The 24,645-nt window shown below is 65.7% G+C and carries 28 protein-coding genes; 22 read left to right on the forward strand and 6 right to left on the reverse strand.

Annotation, left to right across the window (positions count from 1 at the left end; all coding sequences use genetic code 11):
* Nucleotides 1-2: 2 nt before the first annotated feature.
* Nucleotides 3-644 (forward strand): alpha/beta fold hydrolase, encoded by a 642-nt coding sequence (locus AM586_RS21780; RefSeq protein WP_047827105.1) that lies wholly within the window; start codon nucleotides 3-5, stop codon nucleotides 642-644.
* Here the strand turns inward: AM586_RS21780 and AM586_RS21785 are convergent, their stop codons facing one another.
* Nucleotides 645-2,969, reverse strand: coding sequence for a family 1 glycosylhydrolase (locus tag AM586_RS21785; RefSeq protein WP_047827104.1), 2,325 nt, complete (start codon nucleotides 2,967-2,969; stop codon nucleotides 645-647).
* Nucleotides 2,970-3,008: 39 nt separating this feature from the next.
* Here AM586_RS21785 and AM586_RS28300 point away from each other — a divergent pair, with 39 nt between their 5' ends.
* The 3 genes from AM586_RS28300 (at nucleotide 3,009) to AM586_RS21795 (ending at nucleotide 5,482) form a co-directional block, all read left to right on the forward strand.
* Nucleotides 3,009-3,257 carry a hypothetical protein gene (locus tag AM586_RS28300; protein ID WP_156328288.1) on the forward strand — a complete coding sequence of 83 codons (249 nt, stop codon included), beginning with the start codon at nucleotides 3,009-3,011 and terminating at the stop codon, nucleotides 3,255-3,257.
* Entirely contained in the window at nucleotides 3,254-4,294 is a 1,041-nt protein-coding gene (trpS, locus tag AM586_RS21790; protein ID WP_047827103.1) for a tryptophan--tRNA ligase, read from the forward strand. Before AM586_RS28300 ends, trpS begins: the two co-directional genes overlap by 4 nt.
* A 138-nt stretch (nucleotides 4,295-4,432) precedes the next feature.
* On the forward strand, nucleotides 4,433-5,482 hold the full coding sequence (locus tag AM586_RS21795) for a serine endopeptidase (RefSeq protein WP_047827102.1): 1,050 nt from the start codon (nucleotides 4,433-4,435) through the stop codon (nucleotides 5,480-5,482).
* Here AM586_RS21795 and AM586_RS21800 read toward each other — a convergent pair.
* The 3 genes from AM586_RS21800 to AM586_RS21810 all read right to left on the reverse strand — a co-directional run bounded on the left by AM586_RS21800 (nucleotide 5,466) and on the right by AM586_RS21810 (nucleotide 7,673).
* The gene (locus tag AM586_RS21800) at nucleotides 5,466-6,587 is read right to left on the reverse strand and encodes a HAMP domain-containing sensor histidine kinase (RefSeq protein WP_082439440.1); all 1,122 of its coding nucleotides are present in this window, start codon (nucleotides 6,585-6,587) and stop codon (nucleotides 5,466-5,468) included. The two genes, AM586_RS21795 and AM586_RS21800, sit on opposite strands and share 17 nt — an antisense overlap.
* 107 nt (nucleotides 6,588-6,694) lie before the next feature.
* A complete protein-coding gene (locus AM586_RS21805; protein WP_047827100.1) occupies nucleotides 6,695-7,144 on the reverse strand; it encodes a DUF3597 domain-containing protein in 450 nt (149 codons plus the stop codon).
* A gap of 13 nt (nucleotides 7,145-7,157) precedes the next feature.
* Complete coding sequence (locus AM586_RS21810) at nucleotides 7,158-7,673, reverse strand: hypothetical protein (RefSeq protein ID WP_052234525.1); 516 nt, start codon at nucleotides 7,671-7,673, stop codon at nucleotides 7,158-7,160.
* Between the two features lie 169 nt (nucleotides 7,674-7,842).
* Between AM586_RS21810 and AM586_RS21815 the strand changes: the two genes are divergently transcribed.
* Nucleotides 7,843-8,808: an alpha/beta fold hydrolase gene (locus AM586_RS21815; protein ID WP_052234524.1), complete on the forward strand. Its 966-nt coding sequence runs from the start codon at nucleotides 7,843-7,845 to the stop codon at nucleotides 8,806-8,808.
* On the opposite strand, the gene AM586_RS21820 is transcribed toward AM586_RS21815, so the two are convergent.
* A complete protein-coding gene (locus tag AM586_RS21820) occupies nucleotides 8,768-9,451 on the reverse strand; it encodes a cupin domain-containing protein (RefSeq protein WP_047827099.1) in 684 nt (227 codons plus the stop codon). The two genes, AM586_RS21815 and AM586_RS21820, sit on opposite strands and share 41 nt — an antisense overlap.
* A 55-nt stretch (nucleotides 9,452-9,506) precedes the next feature.
* Here AM586_RS21820 and AM586_RS21825 point away from each other — a divergent pair, with 55 nt between their 5' ends.
* From AM586_RS21825 to AM586_RS28645, 9 genes are all read left to right on the forward strand, one after another.
* Entirely contained in the window at nucleotides 9,507-9,854 is a 348-nt protein-coding gene (locus AM586_RS21825) for a DUF1294 domain-containing protein (RefSeq protein ID WP_109370503.1), read from the forward strand.
* A gap of 13 nt (nucleotides 9,855-9,867) precedes the next feature.
* Nucleotides 9,868-10,629, forward strand: a complete 762-nt coding sequence (gene ugpQ, locus AM586_RS21830) for a glycerophosphodiester phosphodiesterase (RefSeq protein ID WP_047827098.1) — start codon at nucleotides 9,868-9,870, stop codon at nucleotides 10,627-10,629.
* Nucleotides 10,630-10,706: 77 nt separating this feature from the next.
* On the forward strand, nucleotides 10,707-10,937 hold the full coding sequence (locus tag AM586_RS28640; RefSeq protein WP_047827097.1) for a flagellin: 231 nt from the start codon (nucleotides 10,707-10,709) through the stop codon (nucleotides 10,935-10,937).
* Between the two features lie 80 nt (nucleotides 10,938-11,017).
* The gene (alaS, locus tag AM586_RS21840) at nucleotides 11,018-13,639 is read left to right on the forward strand and encodes an alanine--tRNA ligase (RefSeq protein WP_047827096.1); all 2,622 of its coding nucleotides are present in this window, start codon (nucleotides 11,018-11,020) and stop codon (nucleotides 13,637-13,639) included.
* A 225-nt stretch (nucleotides 13,640-13,864) separates the two neighbouring features.
* The gene (locus AM586_RS21845) at nucleotides 13,865-14,092 is read left to right on the forward strand and encodes a sulfurtransferase TusA family protein (protein ID WP_047827157.1); all 228 of its coding nucleotides are present in this window, start codon (nucleotides 13,865-13,867) and stop codon (nucleotides 14,090-14,092) included.
* A gap of 206 nt (nucleotides 14,093-14,298) precedes the next feature.
* A complete protein-coding gene (locus AM586_RS21850; RefSeq protein ID WP_060566716.1) occupies nucleotides 14,299-15,048 on the forward strand; it encodes an electron transfer flavoprotein subunit beta/FixA family protein in 750 nt (249 codons plus the stop codon).
* 13 nt (nucleotides 15,049-15,061) lie between these two features.
* Nucleotides 15,062-16,000 (forward strand): electron transfer flavoprotein subunit alpha/FixB family protein, encoded by a 939-nt coding sequence (locus AM586_RS21855; protein ID WP_060566718.1) that lies wholly within the window; start codon nucleotides 15,062-15,064, stop codon nucleotides 15,998-16,000.
* A gap of 116 nt (nucleotides 16,001-16,116) precedes the next feature.
* Nucleotides 16,117-17,919, forward strand: a complete 1,803-nt coding sequence (locus AM586_RS21860) for an acyl-CoA dehydrogenase (RefSeq protein ID WP_060566720.1) — start codon at nucleotides 16,117-16,119, stop codon at nucleotides 17,917-17,919.
* Nucleotides 17,920-18,197: 278 nt separating this feature from the next.
* On the forward strand, nucleotides 18,198-18,884 hold the full coding sequence (locus tag AM586_RS28645; RefSeq protein ID WP_052234013.1) for a hypothetical protein: 687 nt from the start codon (nucleotides 18,198-18,200) through the stop codon (nucleotides 18,882-18,884).
* A gap of 21 nt (nucleotides 18,885-18,905) precedes the next feature.
* On the opposite strand, the gene AM586_RS21875 is transcribed toward AM586_RS28645, so the two are convergent.
* The gene (locus tag AM586_RS21875) at nucleotides 18,906-19,319 is read right to left on the reverse strand and encodes a TM2 domain-containing protein (protein WP_047825702.1); all 414 of its coding nucleotides are present in this window, start codon (nucleotides 19,317-19,319) and stop codon (nucleotides 18,906-18,908) included.
* Between the two features lie 245 nt (nucleotides 19,320-19,564).
* Here AM586_RS21875 and rpsP point away from each other — a divergent pair, with 245 nt between their 5' ends.
* The 8 genes from rpsP (at nucleotide 19,565) to AM586_RS21915 (ending at nucleotide 24,534) form a co-directional block, all read left to right on the forward strand.
* Entirely contained in the window at nucleotides 19,565-19,813 is a 249-nt protein-coding gene (gene rpsP, locus AM586_RS21880) for a 30S ribosomal protein S16 (RefSeq protein ID WP_047825634.1), read from the forward strand.
* Nucleotides 19,814-19,842: 29 nt separating this feature from the next.
* The gene (gene rimM / locus AM586_RS21885) at nucleotides 19,843-20,400 is read left to right on the forward strand and encodes a ribosome maturation factor RimM (protein ID WP_047825635.1); all 558 of its coding nucleotides are present in this window, start codon (nucleotides 19,843-19,845) and stop codon (nucleotides 20,398-20,400) included.
* Nucleotides 20,401-20,426: 26 nt separating this feature from the next.
* Nucleotides 20,427-21,188, forward strand: a complete 762-nt coding sequence (gene trmD, locus AM586_RS21890; protein ID WP_047825636.1) for a tRNA (guanosine(37)-N1)-methyltransferase TrmD — start codon at nucleotides 20,427-20,429, stop codon at nucleotides 21,186-21,188.
* Nucleotides 21,189-21,298: 110 nt separating this feature from the next.
* A complete protein-coding gene (gene rplS, locus AM586_RS21895) occupies nucleotides 21,299-21,679 on the forward strand; it encodes a 50S ribosomal protein L19 (protein ID WP_047825637.1) in 381 nt (126 codons plus the stop codon).
* Nucleotides 21,680-21,713: 34 nt separating this feature from the next.
* Complete coding sequence (locus AM586_RS21900; protein ID WP_047825638.1) at nucleotides 21,714-22,406, forward strand: CoA pyrophosphatase; 693 nt, start codon at nucleotides 21,714-21,716, stop codon at nucleotides 22,404-22,406.
* Nucleotides 22,407-22,601: 195 nt separating this feature from the next.
* Nucleotides 22,602-23,561 carry a CobD/CbiB family protein gene (locus AM586_RS21905; protein WP_047825639.1) on the forward strand — a complete coding sequence of 320 codons (960 nt, stop codon included), beginning with the start codon at nucleotides 22,602-22,604 and terminating at the stop codon, nucleotides 23,559-23,561.
* 119 nt (nucleotides 23,562-23,680) lie between these two features.
* Complete coding sequence (locus tag AM586_RS21910; RefSeq protein ID WP_047825640.1) at nucleotides 23,681-24,031, forward strand: DUF3579 domain-containing protein; 351 nt, start codon at nucleotides 23,681-23,683, stop codon at nucleotides 24,029-24,031.
* Between the two features lie 53 nt (nucleotides 24,032-24,084).
* Nucleotides 24,085-24,534 carry a CBS domain-containing protein gene (locus AM586_RS21915; protein WP_047825703.1) on the forward strand — a complete coding sequence of 150 codons (450 nt, stop codon included), beginning with the start codon at nucleotides 24,085-24,087 and terminating at the stop codon, nucleotides 24,532-24,534.
* Nucleotides 24,535-24,645 lie beyond the last annotated feature (111 nt).

Genomic DNA, 24,645 nt, shown 5'->3' on the forward strand with positions numbered 1-24,645 from the left:
CGATGCAAAGCCCATCCCGACTTCTTTTCCTCCCTGGCGCCCTCGGCCGTACGGAATTCTGGCGCCCCGCTGCCGACCTGCTGAGCTGCCCGGCCCAGAAAGAGCATGTCGCCTGGCCCGGCTTCGGCGGCATCCCGCCCGATCCGGCCATCCAGAACCTCGACGACCTGGCCGAAAGGCTGGTGACCGCCATCGACCGGCCCGTCGCCCTGATCGCCCAGTCGATGGGCGGGGTGGTCGCCATGCTGGCGGCGCTGCGCAAGCCGGAGCTGGTCACGCACCTGGTGCTGTCGGCGACATCGGGCGGGATGCGCATGGACGACCTCGATGCGGAAGACTGGCGGCCGGCCGTCCGGGCGGAGCATCCCGGCTTGCCGGACTGGTTCATCCGGCATCGGGAAGACCTGACGCCGAAGTGTTCTGCGCTGCGCATCCCGACGCTGCTGCTGTGGGGCGACGCGGACCCGATCAGCCCCGTGAAGGCCGGCCGGCGCCTGGCGGCCGTGCTGCCGCGGGCGGCATTGCACGTCATCCCGGGCGGCGGGCACGATGTCGCCTGTGCTTTCGCGAGCCGGGTGGCGCCGCTCATCGATCGGCACCTCAGCGATCGGCACCTCAGCGACCGCCAGCTGTCCGCGCACTGATCAGAAGCGCTGTACCTGGAAGGCCTCCGCCGGCGTTTCTTCCATCTGGCGCTGTTCGCCGGCCAGCGGCTGGCGCGTTTCCATCGACTTGATCAGCTCTTCCATCTCCGGATCGCCCTGCTTGCGCAGCTCGAGGTAGCGGGCCAGGGCGTTGTCCAGCGCCGGCAGCAGGATGCTGCGCTCGCTGCTCAGGGCCGCGCAAGCCGGGCGCGCCGCCGTGAAGCCGCAGCCTGCTGCCGGTTTCGCCTCCAGGCGGCTGGCGTCGATGCCGGCTGCCTCGGCGGCCTTGCGCGCCAGCTCCGCCCAGCTCACGCTGCCGGCGTTGTTCAGGTGCCAGATGCCGGACTCGCCGTCGATGGCGAGGTCGAGGCAGGCGTGCACCAGGTCCGGCACATAGGTCGGCGAGACCCTCAGGTCGCTGGCCGCCGTGAACGCCTCGCCGCGTTCGAGCGCCTGCAGGGCGAGCGTCACGAAGTTGTGCTTGTCCCAGGGGCCGAAGAAGGCGCTGGTGCGCACTACCAGCGCACCGGGATGCTTGTCCAGCACGCGCTGCTCGGCTTCCGCCTTGCTGCGGCCGTACACGTTCAGCGGCGCGACGGCGCTGCTCTCGACATACGGGCTGTGCTGCGCGCCGTCGAACACCAGGTCGCTGGAGAAGGTCGTCAGGTGGACGCCGTGGCGGGCGCAGGCGGCGGCCAGGATCGCCGGGCCGATCGCGTTCTCGCGCATGCAGCGCTCGACGTCGTTCTCGGCCTCGTCCACGCGCACGTAGCCGGCGGTATTGATCACCGCCCAGGGCTTGTGCTGCGCCAGCGCGCGCTCGACCGAGTCGGCGTCGGTGATGTCCATCTCCCGGCGCGACAGCAGGCGGAAGGCCAGGTGGCGCTTGCGGCACAGGTGGGCGAAGGCGCGGCCCAGGGTGCCGCTGGCGCCCGTGATCAGGATCGGGCGGCTGGCGGTGCCGACCAGGGTGTGGCCGTCGGCCGTGATCGAGGTGACGGCGGCGGGCGTCGCCACCGGCGGGCACAGGAAGCGCCCCGGACGGCGCCACCAGCCCTGGCCGCGCAGCACCGGATGCGACAGCGGGCTGCCCGACGAGAGCTCGCGCATCATGCGCGCCAGCGCGGTCGGGCGCGGCTCGGGCGCACGCACGTCGAAGGGGCCGGGCTCGTAGTAGCCGCGGTTCTGGGTCACCAGGCTGTTCCAGTCGAAGGAGCCGAGCAGCGACCACACCGTGACCGCGCGCAGGTCGACCCCGTTGCTGCGCACTTCCTTGGCCGCTTCCCAGATCTCCAGCAGCCAGCGCAGCTGGTCTTCGCGGTTGGCGTCGATGTGGGCTTCGGTGACGGCCAGCGGAATGCGGTAGCGTTCCCAGACTTCGGACAGCAGCGGGGCGATGCCGGCGGTCGGCGTCGCCAGCGCGCGCGAGGCTTCGATGTCGGCGCAGGGAATGCCGTCGGCCGTGCCGCGATGGTGCGGCGGGTAGCGGTCCGGGCGGTGATCGAGCCAGCGCTCGCTGGTCACGTAGTAGTTGACGCCGATGATGTCGGGCGGGCAGGGGTTGTCGCGGAACCACAGGAACTCGTCGTCGGCGATGCCGGTGCCGGTCAGGTAGCTCCACAGCGGGTGCTCGGGGCCGACCATGCCGCACAGCAGGTCCCAGGCCAGCCAGCGGCGCTCGTTGTAGAACTCGGCGACATGGGCCAGTTCCGGCGTGCTGTAGGTCTTGCCGAGGTCGTCCGTCTGCACCAGCTTGGCGTCCGGGTTGACGGCGCGGATCGCGCGCATCGACAGCACCACCGCGCGGCACTGGTTCAGCAGGGCCTGGATGAAGGTGCGGTCGTCGCGTCCATGCGGATACCAGACGCCGTACAGGCCGGCGAAGCGGGCCGTGGTGCAGGGTTCGTTGACCGGCGTGTAGTACTCGAGCCAGGGGTAGCGGGCGGCCACGGCGCCGGCATACTCGGCCAGCTGGTCGGCAAAGGCCGGATCGACCAGGCTGGTGTGGCGCGGACCGCTGCCGTGGTGGATCAGGCCGGCGATCGGGGTGACGCCGGCCTCGCGCAGGGCGTTCAGGCGCTCGTCGGACCAGGTCCAGTCGGCGCGCTCGATGCCGTCCGGGGCGGTGCGCTCCCAGATCACGGGGTAGCGGATCGCGCGGATGCCGAGCGAAGCAAAACGGTCGATGTCGGCCGGGCGGGTCGCGTGGCCGTTGCGATCGAGCTGGTGGAAATAGTCATCGCGGACGCGATTGACGGTGCATTCGAGACCGCCCCAGAGTTCAAGTGGTCGGTGTTGGCTGTTCGTGCTCTTCGTAGAATCCATAATTCACCAATCTATTAATTTTATGACAACAAAAAATTCATGGCGGTCCCTGCCAGTCCATATGTCGGGGAGCATCGGCGTGTGTTCGCGGTTGACAGCGATGCGGCAACCTGCAACCATGCCATCCATGAATTTTTCGAATACACATTTCATCCTCGTTTCCTGGTGGCGCCGCTAGCAGCGCGCGGCCGGAGAGTTGAATGTGAATCACTAAGCGCCGCCTCGATTCAGGCGGCGTTTTTGTTGGCGCGGCAGGATCGGGGCAAGGATAAAAAAGGAATCCCATGAGCCTGCAAACCCCCGTCAGTACCGCTTCGCCTGCCAACGCCGTCATCCTGACCGGCGACCGTCCTACCGGACCGCTGCACCTCGGCCACTTCGTCGGTAGCCTGCGCAATCGGGTAACTTATCAGGATCAATATCGCCAGTTCATCATGCTCGCGGACGCCCAGGCGCTCACCGACAACATGGATGACATAGGTAAGGTACACCGGAACGTCATCGAGGTGGCGCTCGATTACCTTGCCGTAGGGATTGATCCGGCCAAGTCGACCATCCTGATCCAGTCGCAGATCCCGGAACTGGCCGAGCTGACCTTCTATTACCTGAACCTGGTGACGGTCGCGCGCCTGGAGCGCAACCCGACGGTGAAGGCGGAAATCGTGCAGCGCGGCTTTGAGCGCGACATCCCGGCCGGCTTCCTGACCTATCCCGCCAGCCAGGCCGCCGACATCACCGCCTTCAAGGCCGGCATCGTGCCGGTCGGCGACGACCAGATCCCGATGATCGAGCAGTGCAACGAGATCGTGCGCAAGTTCAACCGCACCTACGGCGGGGACAAGGACATCCTGGTCGAGTGCAAGGCGATCGTGCCGAAAGTGGGCCGCCTGCCGGGCATCGACGGCCGCGCCAAGATGAGCAAGTCGCTGGGCAACACCATCAACCTGGGCGCCAGCGCCGACGAGATCCGCGCCGCCGTCAAGCAGGTCTACACCGACCCGCTGCACCTGAAGGTGTCCGATCCCGGCCACCTGGAAGGCAACGTCGCCTTCATCTACCTCGACGCCTTCGACACCGACAAGGAAGGCCTGGCCGAGATGAAGGCCCACTACGTGCGCGGCGGCCTGGGCGACTCGGTCGTCAAGAAGCGCCTGGAAGGCATCCTGCAGGAGATGCTGGCGCCGATCCGCGCGCGCCGCGAGGAATTCGCCAAGGACCGCGGCCAGGTCCTGCAGATCCTGAAGGAAGGCACCGGCAAGGCGCGCGAAGTGGCGGCCCAGACGATGGACGAGGTGCGCAAGGCGCTGGGTCTCAGTTACTTCTGATCCGCTTCCGGGCGCCAGGCGGTAGCGCGATCCGCTACCCCCGGTAGCGCCGGGCGGTCGGCCCGGCTTTGTCCTGGCACACATTCTCCGCCGATGGCAATCTGCATTGGTCGCCATCAAGGCAAAGGAGATCCTGCCATGAACAAGGGTGTGCGCTTGACCGAAACCTGGATGCACCGCGCGCTGTGGCTGGTCGCGCTCATCTTCGCCGGTTTCTTGATCGGTCTCGGCGGAAAGGTGATCGACAGCCTCGGCGGACTCGATCCGGCGCCGACTGCACTGGCCATGATCGATCCGGACGCCGCCGCGCAATACCGCGCCGAGATGGCGCGCGCCAGCAAGGCGGCGCAGGAGGCCGACGAGGCGCTCGAACAGGCCCGGCACCGGCACGAGGCGGCCCAGGCCAACACGCGCAGCGCGCGCGCAAGTTTCGACAACTGGATCGCGACCCGCCAGGCCACCGTGCGTCCCGAGCAGGATGCCGAGCTGGTCGCGCGTACCCGCGCGCTCGACGGCCTGGCGCGCGAAGAACGCGCCGCGCTGGCCGCGGTGGAGGCGCAGCAGCAGGCCCGGCTGGATGCCGACCAGGCCGCGCAGAAGGCGCAGCGGGATCATGCGGCGCTGCTGGTGCCGGCGCAGGGCCAGGCCGAGGAGGCCGCGCGCCGCGCCGAACTGCACGTGTTCCTGTACCGGCTGGCGCTGACCCTGCCGCTGCTGGCAGGCGCGGGCTGCTTGTTCAAGTACAAGCGTAACGGCGCCTACTGGCCCTTCGCCTGGGGTTTCATCCTCTTTGCGCTGGTCGCCTTCTTCTTCGAGCTGCTGCCCTACCTGCCCAGCTACGGCGGCTATGTGCGCTACGTGGTCGGCATCGTGCTGACGGTGCTGTGCGGACGCTGGGCGATCCTGTGGCTGCAGGCTTACCTGGCGCGCCAGAAAACCATCGAGACGCTGCCGGAACCGCAGCGCAAGACCGGGATGCGCTACGACCTCGTGCTGGCGCGCATCGGCAAGGGCGTGTGTCCGTCCTGCGAGCGCGGCACCAACTACCAGGACGCGACCCTGTCCCATTGCCCGCACTGCGGCTTCTGCCTGTTCGACCGCTGTCCGGCCTGCTCGGTGCGCAAGAACGCGCTGATGCGCTTCTGCTTCTCCTGCGGCACGCCTGCCAACGTCAGCTTGGCGGATTGAATGCGCGCCCGTCGATCGGGATGTCGATGGTAAAGGTAGTGCCGGACTGGGCCGAGCTGTCGAGCACCACGGTGCCGCCGTGGCGCTTCGCGACTTCCTGAACGAAGGGCAGGCCGATGCCCCAGCCGATCTTGTCGGTGTGCTGGCCGCGGTTCAGGTATTCGAAGATGTTCTTGCGCTGCTCGTCCGGGATCGGATTGCCGCAGTTGTGGACCGATAGGATCACGCGGCCGTGGGTCTGGGCCACGTTCAGGCGGACCTGCTGTCCGTCGCCGTACTTGGCCGCGTTCGAGGCCAGGTTCTCGAGGGCGCGCCGCAGCGCGCTTTCGTCCCACCAGCCGACCACGGACTCGCCGCCGGCTTCGCAATGGGCCGGCGTCGTGTCGTTCACGTGCTCGGCGACTTCGCGCGCCAGCTGCAAGGCGTCCAGCGACACCATGGCCAGGGGCGGGCTCTGCGCCGCCGGCTTGCTGATGGCGTCGAGCTGTTCCTGGATCATCTGTTCCAGGCGCAGGCCGTTTTCCAGGATCTTCTGGAGGATCTTTGTCGACTTGCCCGGATCGGTCGCCAGCAGCAGTTCCGCCCCCGAAACGATCACCGACAGGGGACTGCGCATATCGTGCGTGAGCGAGGCGGCGACGCGTTGGCGGAAGGCCCGCTGCAGGGCGGTGAATTCTTCGATGGCGTCGCGGATCGCCTGGTCGAAGGACGAGCCGATGATGCCGGCTTCCTCGGCCGTGAAGCGGATGCCGTGGCGCCCGGCGACGTGCAGCAGGGCGTCGCGCAGCAACTGGTATTCGTAGACGATTTCGACGGCCTTGTATTCCGTCGTGCGCGCGCGTTCGCTGCCATGGCCGGTGGCGGCGGTCGAATCGCTGGCCGCGTTTTCCCTGTCGAATCCCGGGCTCAGCGCTTCCGCGATATTCCCGTAGAACAAGGGTAGGGTATCGAGCAGGACCGGATGGCTGACCTCATCCGCACCCGGAATCAGGCTGCGGACACGTTTTTCCCATTCTGCAAAAACTTCGTCGCGGATGGACAGCACTTTCCTGGATTGTTCGGATAGGTCCTTGGTGCTGGATTGTTGGTTTGTCGAAAGCATCATCACTTTGTGCGGCGGGCCGATGTCTCGATCTTAACAAAATTGCTTCATGCGGGGCGTGCCGTTGCCATCCCGGCGTGGCGACGCGCCCCCTAGCGCCCGGGCGCCGCTCAATCCTGCAGGTCGGCCGGCACCTTGCCGCCGTTCTGGGCCAGCTTGGTCATCACCTGCTTGTGCAGCCAGATGTTCATGCTGGCCGAATCGTTGGTGTCGCCGGTGTAGTGCAGCTCGGCCGCCAGGTCCTTGCGCGCCTGCAGGCTGCTGTCCAGGTTCAGCAGCTTCAGCAGGTCGACGATCGAGGTGCGCCAGTTCAGCTGCTGGCCCGACTGCTTCTGCATGTTCGTCAGGACCTCTTCGACGTCGACCTGCTGGTTCAGGGTGGCGGCGGGAGCGGCGGCGGCGCCGGCCGTGCCCGTCGTCCCGGCGGAGGGCGCCGGCGCCTGTGGGGCAGCAGCCGGCGCCTGGGCCGGGGCTTGCGGCGCGGGCGTGGCCTGCGCTTGCGTATTGGCCGGATGATGGCCTGGGAAGATCTTGTGGAAAATGTCGCCGAGGATACCCATATCGTTCTCCTTGTTAGTTGTTACGTTGCATGCCCTGCGCCATATGGCCCAGCGCGATCGCGAGCGCGGCGCCGCCCAGGGCTTTCACCAGGGTCGGATGCTGCGAATAGAAATTGCCCATCTGGTCGACGACGCCCGGGTTCTGCTGTTCCGCGTGGGCGGCGATCTCGCGCACCTGGTCGGGCGACACCTGCGATGCCTGTTCCGGCGTCACGCGGTTCTGGCCGCCGCCGAGGATGTTGCCGAGGGCGCCGCCGGCCACCGAGGACAGCAGTTGCGGGCCGAGGCTGGCGATCAGCTGGTTGAGCATGCCGGCGCGCTGGTCCGGGTTGCTGTTGCCGAACAGATTGGCTGCCATCTGCGGGAACGGCGGGGTCTGGTCCGAGCGCAGCGCCTGGGTCACGCCACGCGCCACCTCTTCACGCGGCGCCTGTTGCGCCACCCGGTCGAAGTCGTCCTCCGCCTGTGCATGGTTGGCGTTGGCGCCGCCCAGGTATTGCTGCAGCAGGTTGCCTAAATCGAAACCCATGATTTCCTCCGATGTTGGGACAGTCGAAGGACGAGCGTAGGCCCTTCGGCCGGATTCCTCCGTACGTTCATTAACGGACAGTGCGGACAGTCCGGACAGCAGGGGGGCTTCGCCGGCATGCTGATCCTCTCTATAATTACGTAATTACAACAACAAAGAGACCCGAGAGATGATGCGTTCCAGCCTGATCCTGGCAGCGGCCCTGATGGCCGGCGCCTGCCTTCCCGCCGCCCGTGCGGCTTCCCTGCAGCCCGGCGAGCACCAGGCCGTGGTCAACGGCGTGCGCCTCTGGTACAAGGTCGCCGGGCAGGCGCCCGCCGGCACGCCGCCGCTGCTGTTCCTGCATGGCGGGCCGGGCTACAACAGCTACAGCTTCGAGGCCCAGGCCGGCAAGGCGCTGGAAGGCAAGCTGCAGATGATCTACCTGGACCAGCGCGGCAGCGGTCGTTCCGAGCGTCCGTGGACCGGCGACTACTCGCTGCCGCTCATGGTCGAGGACATCGAAGCGCTGCGCAGGCAGCTCGGGGTGCCGAAGCTGGCGCTGATGGGCCATTCCTTCGGCGGCGCGCTGGCGCTCGAGTATGCCGCCGCCTATCCGCAGCACGTGGCGAAGCTGGTGCTGGTCAGCGCCGCCTCGAGTATCCCGGATGCCTGTGCGGCGCGCGTCGCCTTCCTCGCGCAGCGCTACCCGGCCGAGCTGGCGAAGGCGCGCGCCGCCGCCGTCGAGCGCAAGGAAACCCCCGACGAATGCTTCTTCGCTTTCAATGCCGTGCCCGACGAGATCCGCGAACGCGTCAACGACGAGACCATGTTCCCGGACATGAAGCGGGTCGCGGAACAGCGCGCCGTCGATGCGAAGAGCGGCCTGCGCAATACCGGCGAGCTGGGCGGGACCCTGTGGAACAATGGTTTCCTGTCTTACCGCTTCGGCCGCTTCGAGCGCCTGACGATGCCGGTCCTGGTGCTGGCCGGCGCCGAAGATCATGCGATCGGCCTGCCGGCCCAGCGCGCCCTGGGCCAGGCGCTGCCGAAGGCGAAGCTGGTCGAGTATGCCGGCGCCGGCCATTTTCCCTACCTGGACGCGCCGCAGCGCTTCAGCGCGGACGTGACGGACTTTGTGCGGTCTGCGCGCTGAGGTGCCCGGTCTTCAGATAGACGGTCGCGCCCTGCGGACCGGCGCGTAGGTCCGGACCGTCTCCGGGCGGCAGCCGGATCCAGGCGCCGCGCCCGCAAGCACGCTCGCCGGCGGCGATCCCGCCGTCCAGCACCAGCAGTTCGGCGCCGTCCGCAGCCCCGTCCGGGACGGCCTGGCCCGGGGACAGGCGCTGCAGGCAGACCTGCTCGGCAGGGCTCGAAAACAGCGGACACACCATGCGCTCGCCGCGGCGCTGCCAGGAAGCGGGATCGCGGGTGTCGATCCGCACGGTCCGGTCCTCTCCCTGCGCCATCTGGCGCAGCTTGACGAAGATCAGCGCGCCTTCCTCGCTGGACGGCTGGTGCGAGGAATCCGGCGGGTTGCGCAGATACCAGCCCGCCGGGAAGTCACCGTATTCGTCGGAAAAGGTGCCGGACAGGACCAGGATCTCTTCGCCGTCCGGATGCGCATGGCGCGGGAAGCGCGAATCCGGCGCGTAGCGCACGATGCTGGTCGCGCGCGCCTGCTCCTCGCCGATCCGGTCCAGCATCATCCGTTCGACGCCGCCCTGGGGCGAGGCGACCCAGCGGTACTGGTCGGGCGTGACGATGACGGGCTGCGAGAAATCCGCGTTGATGTGCATGGGCGCTCCTGTTTTCCAAGTGGACACGTATTGCGGCAGGACGTAAGCTGCCGCCATGCTCCCGTACCTGCCGATCCTCCTGTCTTCCATTTTATACGCCGGCGCCACCATCGCCCGGCAGCTGCCGCCGGCGGTCGGCGCAGTCTACCTGCTGCTGAGCGTGCTGTGCTTCGCCAGCTATGCGCTCGACAAATCGGCGGCGCGGCGCGGCGCCCGGCGCACGCCCGAGAGCCGGCTGCTGGTGCTGGGCCTGGTGGGCGGCTGGCCGGGCGCCGTGCTGGCCCAGCAGTGGCTGCGCCACAAGACCGTCAAGCAGCCGTTCAGGAAGCTGTTCTGGCTGACGGTGGCGGCGAACCTGGCGGCGCAGGTGGCGCTTGTCCTGTGGCTGTACCAAGGCAGATAGGAGAGAAGTCGATATGTGGCCCTACCCGAAAGTCCTGGCCCACCGCGGCGGCGGCACCCTGGCGCCGGAAAACACCATGGCCGGCCTGCGCTGCGGCATGCAGGCGGGCTTTCGCGCGATCGAGTACGACGTCATGCTGGCGCGCGACGGCGTGCCGGTCGTGATGCACGATCCCTTCCTGGGCCGCACCGTCGCCGGCTCCGGCCATGTCTACGACTACGACGCGCTGGAGCTGGCCGGAATGGACGCCGGCGGCTGGTTCGGCCGCGCCTTCGAGGGCGAGCCGGTGCCGCTGTTCGTCGAGTTCGCGCAGGTCTGCCGCGCGCATGGAATATGGATGAACATCGAGCTCAAGCCGGCGCCGGGCCATGAGAGCGAAACCGGCCGCGTGGTCGCGCGCATCGCCGCCGCCATGTTCGCCGACGAGATCGCGGCCGGGCGACGGGAAGCGGCGCCGCTGCTGTCCTCGTTCAGCCAGCAGGCGCTCGAAGCCGCGCGCGAGGCGGCGCCGCAACTGCCGCGCGCGTGCCTGATGAGCGAACTGCCGCCCGACTGGGAGCGCCGCGCGCGCGCGGTGGAGGCGGTCGCGATCCACGCCAACCACCGCCACCTGACGCCGCGCCTGGCGGCGCAGGTCAAGGCGGCCGGCTTCGGCCTGTTCTGCTACACCGTCAACGAGCCGGCCCGCGCCCGCGAACTGCTGGGCTGGGGCGTGGACGCTTTCTGCACGGACCGGATCGACCTGATCGGCCCGGATTTCAGCGCTGCCGCTTAAATAAACACCCATCGACCTTCAGATTCGTAAGAGCTTGTCGTTAAGGACAGACTACTGCCCTTCGGCCCACGAGCTCCATGTCCCTGTCGATCAATAACAATTCATTATCGCTGAACGCCCAGCGGCGGCTCGCCGAGCATACGGCCGACGTGTCGCAGGCGATCGCGAAGATGAATTCGGGCGCGCGCATCGACGGCACCAGTTCCACGGTCAAGCTCACGCGCGCCCAGATCCTGCAGCAGGCGGCATCGGCCATGCTGACGCAGGCGAACGGGCAGGCGAGTGCGGTGCTGGCCCTTTTACGCTAATTCGCAATCCCAATTCCTTGCGACAGCTACGCTATAATCATTTTTTTATATAGCATGCTGCCTTCACTCGCCCCTACGACATGAAATCCACCGAAATACGCGAAAAGTTCCTCAAGTTCTTTGAGTCCAAAGGCCACACGATCGTCCGCTCCAGCCCGCTCGTGCCGGGCAATGACCCGACGATGTTGTTGACCAACAGCGGCATGGTGCAGTTCAAGGACGTGTTCCTGGGGCTGGATACGCGCCCGTACAAGCGCGCCACCACCGTGCAGCGCTGCGTGCGCGCCGGCGGCAAGCACAACGACCTGGAAAACGTCGGCTACACCGCGCGCCACCATACCTTCTTCGAGATGCTGGGTAACTTCAGCTTCGGCGACTACTTCAAGCGCGACGCCATCCACTTCGCCTGGGAGCTGCTGACCAAGGTCTACGCGCTGCCCGCCGAGAAGCTGACCATCACCGTCTACTTCGAAGACGACGAAGCCTACGACATCTGGGCCAACGAGATCGGCGTGCCGAAAGAGCGCATCATCCGCATCGGCGACAACAAGGGCGCCCGCTACGCCTCCGACAACTTCTGGCAGATGGCCGACACCGGCCCCTGCGGCCCCTGCACCGAGATCTTCTACGACCACGGCGCCGACATCTGGGGCGGTCCTCCGGGATCGAAGGAAGAAGACGGCGACCGCTTCATCGAGATCTGGAACCTGGTGTTCATGCAGTTCAACCGCGATGAGAAGGGTGTCCTGACCCCGCTGCCGAAACCCTCGATCGACACCGGCATGGGCCTCGAGCGCCTGGCCGCGGTGCTGCAGCACGTGCATTCGAACTACGAGATCGACCTGTTCCAGGCACTGATCAAGGCGGCCGCACGCGAGACCGGCGCGACCGACCTCGAGTCGAAGTCGCTGCGCGTGATCGCCGACCACATCCGCGCCGCGTCCTTCCTGATCGTCGACGGCATCATCCCGAGCAGCGAAGGCCACGGCTACGTCCTGCGCCGCATCATCCGCCGCGCGCTGCGCCACGGTCACAAGCTGGGCCAGACCAAACCCTTCTTCTACAAGCTGGTCGAAGACCTCGACATCGAGATGGGCGGCGCCTATCCGGAACTGCGCGAAGCCAAGCAGCGCGTGATGCAGGTGCTGAAGGCCGAGGAAGAGCGTTTCGGCGAGACCCTGGAAAACGGCATGAAGATCCTGGAAGCCCAGCTGGCCAAGGATCCGCAGAACCTGGACGGCGCCACCGCCTTCACCCTGTACGACACCTACGGCTTCCCGCTGGACCTGACCGCGGACATCTGCCGCGAGCGCAACGTCACGCTGGACGAGGCAGGCTTCGCCGCCGCCATGGAGCAGCAGAAGAAGACGGCGCGCGCCGCCGGCAAGTTCAAGATGGCCGCCAACGTCGAGTACGCGGGCGAGAAGAACAAGTTCGTCGGCTACGATTCGCTGGTCCACAACACCCACGTGCTGGCGCTGTACGCCGACGGCGTCTCGGTCCAGGAGCTGAAGGCCGGCCAGGACGGCATCGTGGTGCTGGACACGACCCCGTTCTACGCCGAATCCGGCGGCCAGGTGGGCGACAAGGGCGTGATCAAGGCCGCAGGTGGTAACAAAGCGGGTCTGTTCGAAGTCGAAGACACGCTGAAGATCCAGGCCGACGTGTTCGGCCACCATGGCGTCCTGCAGTCGGGCTCCCTGAAGGTCGGCGACACGGTCGACGCGCAGGTCGACGAAGCCAAGCGCGCGCGCACCATCCGCAACCACTCGGCGACCCACCTGATGCACAAGGCCCTGCGCGAAGTGCTGGGCGGCCACGTGCAGCAGAAGGGCTCGCTGGTCGATCCGGACAAGACCCGCTTCGACTTCGCCCACAACGCGCCCCTGAGCGCCGAGGAAATCGCCCGCGTCGAGCAGATCGTCAACGCCGAGATCCTGCAGAACCACCCGACCAAGGCCCAGCACATGTCGATGGACGACGCCATCAAGCATGGCGCGATGGCCCTGTTCGGCGAGAAGTACGGCGACACCGTGCGCGTGCTGGACATCGGTTCGTCGAAGGAACTGTGCGGCGGCGTGCACGTCACCCGCACCGGCGACATCGGCCTGTTCAAGATCGTCGCGGAAGGCGGCGTCGCTGCCGGCATTCGCCGCATCGAGGCGGTGACGGGCGAGGGCGCGCTGGCATGGGTGCAGGCGACCGCTCGCCGCCTGCAGGAAGCCGCGGCCAGCCTGAAGACCGGCCCGGACGAACTGCCGTCGCGTATCGCCCAGGTCCAGGACCAGGTGAAATCGCTGGAGAAGGAAGTCAACGCCCTGAAATCGAAGCTGGCTGCGGGGCAGGGCGATGAGCTGGCCGGCCAGGCCGTCGACGTGAATGGCGTGAAGGTGCTGGCCGCCACCATGGACGGCGCCGATGTTGCTGCGCTGCGTGAGACGATGGACAAGCTGAAGGACAAGCTGAAGACTGCCGCCATCGTGCTGGCCTCGGTGGCTGACGGCAAGGTCAGCCTGATCGCTGGCGTCACCAAGGATGCCACCGGCAAGGTCAAGGCCGGCGAGCTGGTCAACTTTGTCGCCCAGCAGGTCGGCGGCAAGGGCGGCGGCCGCCCGGACATGGCCCAGGCCGGCGGTACCGATGCCGCCGCGCTGCCGCAGGCGCTGGCCGGTGTGGCTGGCTGGGTCGGCGAGCGCGTGTAAAGGCCTAGGGTAGGGCGGTAAATCAGTCTCCGGACTGATTTACCGTCTACCCGATTTGAGTAGGCATGAATTAATTGCTGTCAACATATTGCTGTTGTTACAACGCAACATGGATACCAAACTTTGGTGCGGCGCGTCATAATCCCGCAATTGGAGTACTATGCGGGCATCTGCCCCTACATCCGCAGGCAAATGATGAGCGAAACCATACTCGATACCGGCACGATCGAAATCCAGAAGGATCTCGATGCGCGAGGCTTGAACTGCCCTCTGCCGATTCTGAAGGCCAAGAAGGCCCTTGCCGAACTGGCGAGCGGCGAAGTGCTGCGCATCGTCGCGACCGACACCGGTTCGGTGCGCGACTTCCAGGCCTTCGCCAAGCAGACCGGCAATGCGCTGCTGGCGCATACCCACATCAACGGCGAATTCACCTTCTGGCTTCGCCGCAAGTAAGACCGACGACACCGATTGCCATGAACGGGGCAGGCAAGAGCAGCCCCGTTTTTTCTCAAGCCGACAAATCAAGCTTTCTTCAGAATTAGTAACTTCCCTCTAAGCTAAAAACGCACGATCGTGCTTTAATTCTGTGTTGAAGCAGTTTTGCTCTTATAATTCGGATCATTTTTAGTCAGTCTCATTCCATTTTCCAAAGGCCCACTATGAAAGTCCTGGTACCCGTCAAACGCGTGGTCGACTACAACGTCAAGGTCCGCGTCAAGTCCGACGGCAGCGGCGTCGATATCGCCAACGTCAAAATGTCGATGAACCCGTTCGATGAGATCGCGCTGGAAGAGGCGACCCGCCTGAAGGAAGCCGGCAAGGTTACCGAGATCGTGGCCGTGACCTGCGGCGTGACCCAGGCCCAGGAAACCCTGCGTACCGGCATGGCGATCGGCGCCGATCGCGGCATCCTGGTCGAGACCGGCGCCGAGATCGAGCCGCTGGGTGTGGCCAAGGTACTGAAGGCCCTGGCCGACAAGGAGCAGCCGCAGCTGATCATCCTGGGCAAGCAGGCGATCGACGACGATTCGAACCAGACCGGCCAGATGCTGGCGGCCCTGCTGGGCTGGCCGCAGGCGACCTTCGCCTCGAAGGTCGTGCTGGAAGACGGCAAGGTCACCGTGACCCGCGAAGTGGACGGCGGCCTGGAAACCGTGGCCCTGAGCCTGCCGGCCATCGTCACCACCGACCTGCGCCTGAACGAACCGCGCTACGTGACGCTGCCGAACATCATGAAGGCCAAGAAGAAGCCGCTCGAGACCATCAAGCCGGAAGAGCTGGGTGTGGACGTGACCCCGCGCCTGAAGACGCTGAAAGTGTCGGAGCCGGCCAAGCGTTCGGCCGGCATCATCGTGCCGGACGTGGCGACCCTGGTGTCGAAACTGCGCACCGAAGCCAAAGTCATCTAATTAAAGGATTATCATGGTCGCACTCGTTATTGCTGAACACGACAACGCCTCGCTGAAGGCCGTCACCCTGAACACCGTCACCGCCGCTTCGCAATGCGGTGGTGAAGTGCACATCCTGGTCGCCGGCGCCGGCGCCGGCTGCGGCGCCGTCGCGGAAGCGGCCGCCAAGGTCGCGGGCGTCTCGAAAGTGCTGGTCGCCGACGCGCCGCAGTTCGCCGATGGCCTGGCCGAGAACGTCGCCGAGCAGATCCTGGCAGTCGCCGCCCCGTACTCGCACATCCTGGCCCCGGCTTCGGCCTTCGGCAAGAACGTGCTGCCGCGCGTGGCCGCCAAGCTGGACGTGGCCCAGATCTCGGAAATCACCAGGGTCGATGCGCCGGACACCTTCGAGCGTCCGATCTACGCGGGTAACGCCATCGCCACCGTGCAGTCGGGCGACAAGGTCAAGGTCATCACCGTGCGCGGCACCGGTTTCGATGCCGCGGCTGCCGAAGGCGGTTCCGCTGCGGTCGAGAGCGTGGCGGCCGTCGCCGATTCGGGCAAGTCGAGCTTCGTGGGCCGCGAGCTGGCCAAGTCGGACCGTCCGGAACTGACCGGCGCCAAGATCGTCGTCTCCGGCGGCCGCGGCATGGGCTCGGGCGACAACTTCAAGATCCTGGAGCCGCTGGCCGACAAGCTGGGCGCCGCCATGGGCGCCTCGCGCGCGGCAGTCGACGCCGGCTACGTGCCGAACGATTGGCAGGTCGGCCAGACCGGCAAGATCGTCGCCCCGACCCTGTACATCGCGGTCGGCATCTCGGGCGCGATCCAGCATCTGGCCGGCATGAAGGACTCGAAGACCATCGTCGCTATCAACAAGGATCCGGAAGCGCCGATCTTCTCGGTGGCCGACTACGGCCTGGTCGGCGACCTGTTCGAAGTCGTGCCGGCGCTGGTGAAAGAGCTGGGCTAAATCTATCGCACCCGCACGGGCGGGAATCCATACCGGGCTTTACCGCCACATGGGTTCTCGCCTTTTTTGCAAGCGACGTTTGACGTTTACGTAAACGAAAGAACTAGGAGACTACGGTGAGCTATAACGCCCCCCTGAAAGACATGCTGTTCGTCGTGAACGAACTGGCCAACCTGGCCGAGATCAACCAGCTGCCCGGCTGCGAAGACGCGACCCCGGACACCGTCGAAGCGGTGCTGGAAGAGAGCGCGAAATTCTGCGGCGGCGTGGTCGCGCCGCTGAACCATGCGGGCGACAAGGAGCCCAGCTTCTGGAAGGACGGCAGCGTCACCACCTCGAAGGGTTTCCGCGAAGCCTTCAACGCCTTCGCCGAAGCCGGCTGGCAGGGCGTGCAGCACCCGGCGGAGTACGGCGGCCAGGGCCTGCCGAAGCTGGTCGCCACGCCCTGCGTGGAGATGCTGCACGGCGCCAACCTGGCGTTCGCGCTGGTCGCCCTGCTGACCGACGGCGCCATCGAGGCGCTGCTGACCGCCGGCACCGAGGAGCAGAAGGCCCGCTTCATCGAGCCGCTCATCAGCGGCAAGTGGACCGGCACCATGAACCTCACCGAGCCGCAGGCCGGCTCCGACCTGGCCGCCGTGCGCACCCGCGCCGTGCCGCAGGGCGACGGCACCTACAAGATCCACGGCACCAAGATCTTCATCACCTACGGCGAGCACGACATGGCCGAGAACATCGTCCACCTGGTCCTGGCGCGTACGCCGGACGCGCCCCCGGGCGTGAAGGGGATCTCGCTGTTCATCGTGCCGAAGTTCCTGGTCAACGCCGATGGCTCGCTGGGCGAGCGGAACGACGTGCACTGCGTCTCGATCGAGCACAAGCTGGGCATCAAGGCCAGCCCCACGGCGGTCCTGCAGTTCGGCGACCACGGCGGTGCGATCGGCACCCTGGTGGGCGAAGAGAACCGCGGCCTCGAATACATGTTCATCATGATGAACGCGGCCCGCTTCGGCGTCGGCATGCAGGGCGTCGGCCTGGCCGAGCATGCCTACCAGCAGGCGGTCGCGTTCGCGAAGGAGCGCGTCCAGTCGCGCGCCGTGGAAGGCTCGAGCGGCCCGGTCGCGATCATCAACCACCCGGACGTGCGCCGCATGCTGATGTCGATGCGTGCGCAGACCGAGGCGGCGCGCGCGCTGGCTTATGTGGGCGCGGCCCACAGCGACCTGGCCCACAGCCATCCCGACGAAGCCACCCGTAAAGCCCAGCTGGCGATCTACGAATACCTGGTCCCGATTATCAAGGGCTGGTCGACCGAGATGTCCGAGAACGTCGCGCGCGACGGCGTGCAGGTGCATGGCGGCATGGGCTTCATCGAGGAAACCGGCGCCGCCCAGCACTACCGCGACGCCAAGATCCTGACCATCTACGAGGGCACGACCGCGATCCAGGCCAACGACCTGGTCGGCCGCAAGACCGTGCGCGACGGCGGCGCGATCGCCAAATCGATCATCGCCCAGGTGCGTGCGACGGAAAGTGCGCTGGCCGAGCAGCAGAGTGCGGCCCATGGCGCCGATTTCGCGGCGATCCGTTCGCAGCTGGCGGCCGGCAGCACGGCGCTGGAGCAGGTGGTGGAGTTCGTGGTCGCCAACACCAGGAGCGATCCGCGCGCCGTGTTCGCCGGCAGCGTGCCCTACCTGAAGCTGGCCGGCATCGTGCTGGGCGGCTGGCAAATGGCGCGCGCGGCCCTGGTGGCGCAGCGCAAGCTGGATGCGGGCGAGGGCGACGCCGCCTTCTACCGCGCCAAGATCGCCACCTCGCGCTTCTTCGCCGACCATATCCTGTCGCAGGCTACCGGCCTGCGCCATGCGATCGTCGAAGGCAGCGCCGGCGTGCTGGCGCTGGAGATCGAGCAGTTCTGAACGCTGCGTCCGGCGCATGCGTTCACACGGGCGGCCCATCGGGCCGCTTTTTCATTTCCAGACGCCGCGCCGCGGCTTTCACCTATCGATTCTCGTCAAAATTGTTGTGCTGCGCAGACCCTCATGCGCGTATCCCGCAGCACTTGAGCCTTCTTAAACTTCCGGTTGATGCACGCCGCATAAAATCGTCCAGTCCGTACCGATTCTACGTTTCCCACGCATGGCCTAACAACGAAGGAGTGACCATGTTCACCATGAAGCCAGGAAGAGTGTTACAGATGACGATCAGCCTTGCGCTGCTGTCCGCGCTGGGCGCCTGCGGTGGCGGCAGCGGCGACACATCCCATTCGCCCCCGCCCGTGGCCCAGGATCCGCCGCCCACCACGACCCCCGCACCGCCGACCACACCGCCGGCCGATCCTTCGCCGCCGCCGCCGCCGCCGACCGACCCGGCGCCGCCCGAGCTGCGCCTGGCGGCGGGCTATACCGAGGTCCAGGCGGCCGAGGGACTGAGCACCCCCTACTGGCCGGACTGGAACTATACCGGGACCGATCCGATCGACGGCGTGACCTGCGCCACCAGCGAGGCCTATCACATCCATGCGATGATCTCGATCTACCGGAACGGCACGCGCCTGGCGCTGCCGAAGAACATCGGCCGCAGCGCCTGCAACTACGACCTCCACACCCACGACGGCACCGGCGTGATCCACGTCGAAACCGCCACCCCCAAGGCCTTCACGCTCGGGCAGTTCTTCTCCGTATGGGGGCAGACCCTGAACCCGGGCGAAGTGGCCGGGCTGGTCGGCGCGCCGACCTTCTACGTGGTCCAGAACGAGCAGATCACGAAAATCACGGAGAACCCCGACGACATTCCCCTCGAAGGCCACAAGGAGATCGTGATCGTGGTCGGCACGCCGCCCACCGAGATCCCGCGCTACAACTGGGGCGCCAGCGGGCTGTGACGGCGCCGGCGTGCCGGGTCTTCAGCCGTAGGCGCCGCCCGTGTAGAGCAGGTCGAACAGGCGCGAAATCGTCGCGATCACGGTGGTGGCGCCGACCAGCACGGTCAGCACCAGCAGCACCGCGAGCACCCAGTTCGAGCGCGACGGGCGGGCGGATGCCGGCTTGAACCTGGCATCCCATTGCTCGTCCGGCGTCAGGCCGATGACCAGCGCCTCGATGAAACCGGCGCTGCAGGAAATCAGGAGCGGCAGCAGCACCCAGAAGGGATTCGGCGCATGGCCCAGGCTGTAGACCAGGCCGGCTGCCGGCAGGCTGCAGACATGCAGCAGGCCGAGCCGGTCGACGCTGCCTTTCAGGTAGAAGCGGTGCACACCGAGGCCGCCGAGCAGGAAGGCGAGGGCGGTGGCGAGGGTCTTGTTCTTGTGGGGCGACATCGAGGCCAAGGCTTGCCGTTGTAAAAAGGAAAGATTGAAGTATCGTCCAAAACGGCTGGCAGCGCCACCAGCGCCTCGGCGGGGATCAGCCGATGGTAGCGCTGGCGGGAAAAATAAGCGATAATGCTGGATTCGGCCGGTCTGCGCGCCGGGTATTTGTTTTTTATACAAACGCTTGCTGAGGCACGGCGCGGCGCGCTATAATCGTCGGCTTTCTCCGTCCAGCACAATTTTTTGGAAATATTATGGTCGTTATTCGTTTAGCTCGTGGTGGTGCCAAGAAGCGCCCGTTCTACAACATCGTTGCAACCGATTCGCGCAACCGTCGCGATGGCCGTTTCATCGAGCGCATCGGCTTCTACAATCCGATGGCTTCGGGCAAAGAAGTCGGCCTGAACATCACCGCTGACCGTCTGGCCTACTGGCAAGGCGTTGGCGCGCAACTGTCGCCGACCGTTGCTCGTCTGGTCGCTGGCCAGCAAGTCGCTGCTTAAGTCTCGCGAGTAGCAAAGGTTTTACTGGTTTGACCGATTCGGCAGCAGCAGGGGACCAAGTTCCCGACGACCTGGTTCAGGTCGGACATATCACCGGCGCCTACGGGATCCGGGGCGGCATCCGTGTTTCGCCGTATTCGGCGGATGCCGATGCGCTGCTGAACGTGAAAACCTGGTGGCTCGACAAGCCGGCGCTGCGACCCGTCCAGGTGCGCAGCGCGAAGTACCATAGTGGCGATGTCACTGCCACGCTGGTCGATGTCTCCGACCGCAGCATGGCCGAGGCGCTCAAGGGCGCGGCGGTGCAGGTGTCGCGGGCGGACTTTCCGGAATTACCGGAAGATGAATATTACTGGTCGGACCTGATCGGCCTCGATACCGTGAACCTGCAGGGCGAAGCCCTCGGGAAGGTCGCCGACATGATGAGCAACGGTCCGCAATCGATCCTGCGCATCGTTCCTCCCCTTGACCCGAATGCGCCCGACGCCAAGCCTGACGAACGCCTGATCCCCTTCGTGGACCAGTACGTCAAGAGCGTCGACCTGAAGGCAAGACTGATTACCCTGGACTGGGGCCTGGATTATTGACCCCATCCTACTGAAGCGAGGTCCCGATGCAGTTTGACGTCGTGAGCTTGTTTCCCGAGATGTTTGCCGCACTCACGCAGTCGGGCGTGACCCGGCGTGCGCATGAGCAGGGCTTGTGGAATCTGTCGGTCTGGAATCCGCGCGATTTCACGCAGGACCGCCACCGCACCGTCGACGATCGCCCCTATGGCGGCGGTCCCGGCATGGTGATGCTGGCCAGGCCCCTCGAAGCGACGATCGCTGCGGCCAAGCAGCGCCAGGTGGACCTCGGTCTGCCGGCCCCGCGCGTGGTGTTCATGTCGCCGCAGGGCAAGCCGCTGACGCACGAACGCGTGATGGCGCTGAAGAACGAGCCTGGACTGGTCGTGTTGTGTGGACGCTACGAAGCGGTCGACCAGCGCCTGCTGGACCGCTGCGTCGACGAGGAGATTTCCCTCGGCGATTTCGTGCTGTCCGGCGGCGAGTTGCCGGCGATGGCGCTGATGGATGCCGTGGTGCGGCAGTTGCCGGGCGTGCTGGGCGACGATGCCTCGGCGGTCGAAGACAGCTTCGTCAACGGCTTGCTGGATTCGCCGCATTACACGCGTCCGGAAGTCTATGAAGGCGAGGCGGTGCCGTCGGTGCTGATGGGCGGGAACCACGCCGAGATCATGAAGTGGCGCCGCCAGCGCATGCTGGAAGCGACCGCGAAGAAACGGCCCGATCTGCTGGACAAGGCGCGCAGCGCCGGTCAGCTGAGCAAGGCCGATGAAAAGTTTCTGGCAAGCCTGGAGCGGGCGGCCGACTGAGATTTGCACCATGTTGGTGTAAAGGCGGGGGTAACAGCCCGCATGTTTTAATTCCATCCTCTACTGGGCAATAGTACAGCGCCAGCAAGATGGTCATTGGAGTGTTAAAAATGGATCTGATCCAGCAACTCGAGCAAGAAGAAATTGCGCGCCTCGGCCGCAATATCCCTGATTTCGCACCGGGCGACACCGTTGTCGTCAGCGTCAACGTCGTCGAAGGCAACCGCAAGCGCGCCCAGGCATACGAAGGCGTGGTCATCTCGCGTCGTAACCGCGGCCTGAACTCGAACTTCATCGTTCGTAAGATCTCGTCGGGCGAAGGCGTCGAGCGTACCTTCCAGCTGTACTCGCCGCTGATCGCTTCGATCGAAGTGAAGCGTCGTGGTGATGTGCGCCGTGCGAAGCTGTACTACCTGCGTGAGCGTTCGGGCAAATCGGCACGTATCAAAGAGAAACTGCCGACCCGCAAGACCGCCGCTGCCGCTAAGTAATAGCGCTAGTAGCATGGAAAAGGCATCCGCTTGGATGCCTTTTTCTTTTCTGGAGTCCGTTTTGGTAAAACTGCATCTCGATCCCCAGCGTTTGCCCGTCGATGCGATCGCCGGCGAAGCCGCCTTGCCGCCCGAGCGCCTGCAGGCCGCCTGGCTGCGCCGGCGCCTGGCCCATCCGCCCGCCTGGGAGCCCGAGCTGCCGCAAGACTTGCGCGAGCGCCTGCCAAAGCTGCGCCGCGCCGCGGTGCTGGTGCCGATCGTCCAGCGCCCCGAAGGCCTGACGATCCTGCTGACCCAGCGCACCGCCCACCTGAACAATCACGCCGGCCAGGTCAGCTTCCCCGGCGGCAGCGCCGAAGAGCTGGATTCCTCGGCGATCGAAACCGCCCTCCGTGAAACCGAGGAAGAGATCGGTCTGAACCGCCGCCACGTCGAGATCGTCGGCGTGCTGCCCGACCACATCACCGCATCGAGCTACCTGGTCACGCCGGTGGTCGGCCTGGTTACGCCGCCCTTCGACCTGGTGGCCGAATCGAACGAGGTCGCCGAGATCTTCGAAGTGCCGCTGGCCTTCCTGATGAACGGCTTGCACCACCAGCGCATGTCCTTCGACCTGCCGGAAGGGACAGGGCGGCGCAGCTTCTACGCCATGCCCTACGAGCGCTTCTTCATCTGGGGCGCGACGGCAGGGATGCTGCGAAACCTGTTTCACTTGTTGAGAGCCTAATAATTGAATAAAACGGTCCTCTGCGCTATCGTAGCGGGCAATGAACTGTGGCAACAACAAAGGGCTTCGCAAAACCGTAGCGAGCGGCAGCGATGTTGGCCGAGAAACGCAGCTGTACGGGTAGTACAGCGAGCGTCGCAGGCCGACAGTGCAACGCGCAGCAGGTTTGGCGAAGCCCTACGACAAGGACCGTGAATGACATTCTTTTCCATTCTGTGCGCACTGCTCATCGAGCAGTTGAAACCCCTGCGCGCAGATAACCAGATCTACGCCGAGATCAAGCGCTTCGCCATGCGCATCGAGTCCTGGTTCAATGCGGGCCAGGTGAGCCATGGCCGGCTGGGCTGGTTCCTGATGATGGGCAGCCTGATGCTGCCGACGGCGGTCGTGTACTGGGTGCTGATGTACTACGGTTTCGTGTTCGCGGCCTTTGCCTGGAACATCCTGATCGTCTACCTGACCCTCGGTTTCCGCCATTACAGTCATTACTTCACCTCGATCCAGTTCGCCCTGAACGCCGGCGACGAGGCGACCGCGCGCACCCTGCTGGCCGAGTGGACCAAAACCGACACGATCGGCATGGACGGCACCGAGATCGCCCGCCTGGCGGTCGAGAAATCGCTGATCACCACCCACCGCAACGTCTTCGGCGTGTTCTTCTGGTTCCTGATGCCGCTGGGTCCGGCCTGCGCCGTGATGTATCGCGTGTCCGAATACCTGGCGCGCGCCTGGAACGAGCCGGATCACATGCGCAACGAAGCCTTCGGCCAGTTCGCCGCGCGCGCCTTCTACTGGATCGACTGGATTCCGGTGCGCCTGACGGCGATCGCCTTCGCCGTGGTCGGCAATTTCGAGGATGCGATCTACGCCTGGCGCAACTTCGCCGGCCGCTGGGCCGACGAGTCGAAGGGCATCATCCTGGCGGCCGGCGGCGGCGCCATGGGCGTGCGTCTCGGTTCGCCGCTGGAAACCGCGCCGCGCGTCACGCCGCTGGATGCGGCCACCGCCGACCTTGCCGACAGCGAGGCCGACGTGCTGCCGGGCGAGGAGCCGAATGTGCGCGCACTCCAGAGCACCGTCGGCCTGGTCTGGCGCGCGCTGTTATTATGGATGCTGCTCCTGCTCCTGCTTTCCGGCGCGGTATTGCTGGGTTGATCACTCCCGGAGAAGGACGAGTCGCAGGCTGATCCAGTAAGGGCTCGTCCGCAGGTCTTCTATAAGATATAATACTGGGGTTGTTCTCATCCACGCCTCATGTTTCAGTAAGCAGCACTATGGCCGATTTACCGCAAACCGGGAAAGAACTCGCCGATGAATTCTTCATTCTCGGCCTTACGAGCAAGGGTCGGCAGTTCCGTCCAAGCGACTGGGCCGAGCGTCTGTGCGGAGTCATGTCCTGCTTCCGCCCGGCGGGCAGCGGCGGACCCAACGCCCACCTGAAGTTTTCCCCCTACGTCCACCCGACCGTCGTCAACGGCGTCAAGTCCGTGGTGGTCAACAATGCCCTCAAAAATGTCGAGCCCCTGGCTTACCACTTCGTGGTGAATTTCGCCAAGGACAACGACCTGCAAGTGGTCGACGCCTGCTACGTTCCGCCGCCGGGCGAAAAGAAACCGGTCCCCTGATCTTCCATCGCAGCTTGGCTTGTCTATACTGAAAGCTGCAAATGGAGGACGCCATGGAAGTTGGCAAGCTCAGCACCACGGATACCATCTGCTGCTCCCGCGATGAAAGCGTGCAGGGCGCAGCTTTTCTCATGCGCAAACACCATGTCGGTGACCTGATCGTGGTCGAAGAGCCGGACGGCGAACGCATTCCCGTCGGCATCGTCACCGACCGCGACATCGTGGTGTCCGTCATCGCGCTCGGCCTCGATCCGCTCGGCCTGCAGGTGGGCGACATCATGAGCGACGACCTGCTCACGGCGGGCGAGAACGACGACGTCTACGCCACCATCGAGCGCATGCGCCTGCGCGGCATCCGGCGCGTGCCGGTCGTGTCCGACAGCGGGGCACTGGTCGGCATCGTCAGCGCCGACGATCTCCTGACCTTCCTGGCCGAGGAGATGGAAGAGCTGTCGCGGATCAGTCCCTACCAGCAGAAGCACGAAAGGCGGGCCCGGCAGTAAATCCCGGCGCGGCCGCGCGCATTTCCTATTAATTGCAACTAACCGACATAAGCTTGCAGGTTGACAAGCGGTAAGCCAGCCCTAAGCCAGCCTCTGTTACCATGCTGCGCT

Origin of the sequence: Massilia sp. WG5, from assembly GCF_001412595.2 — a bacterium.
GTDB lineage: Bacteria > Pseudomonadota > Gammaproteobacteria > Burkholderiales > Burkholderiaceae_D > Telluria.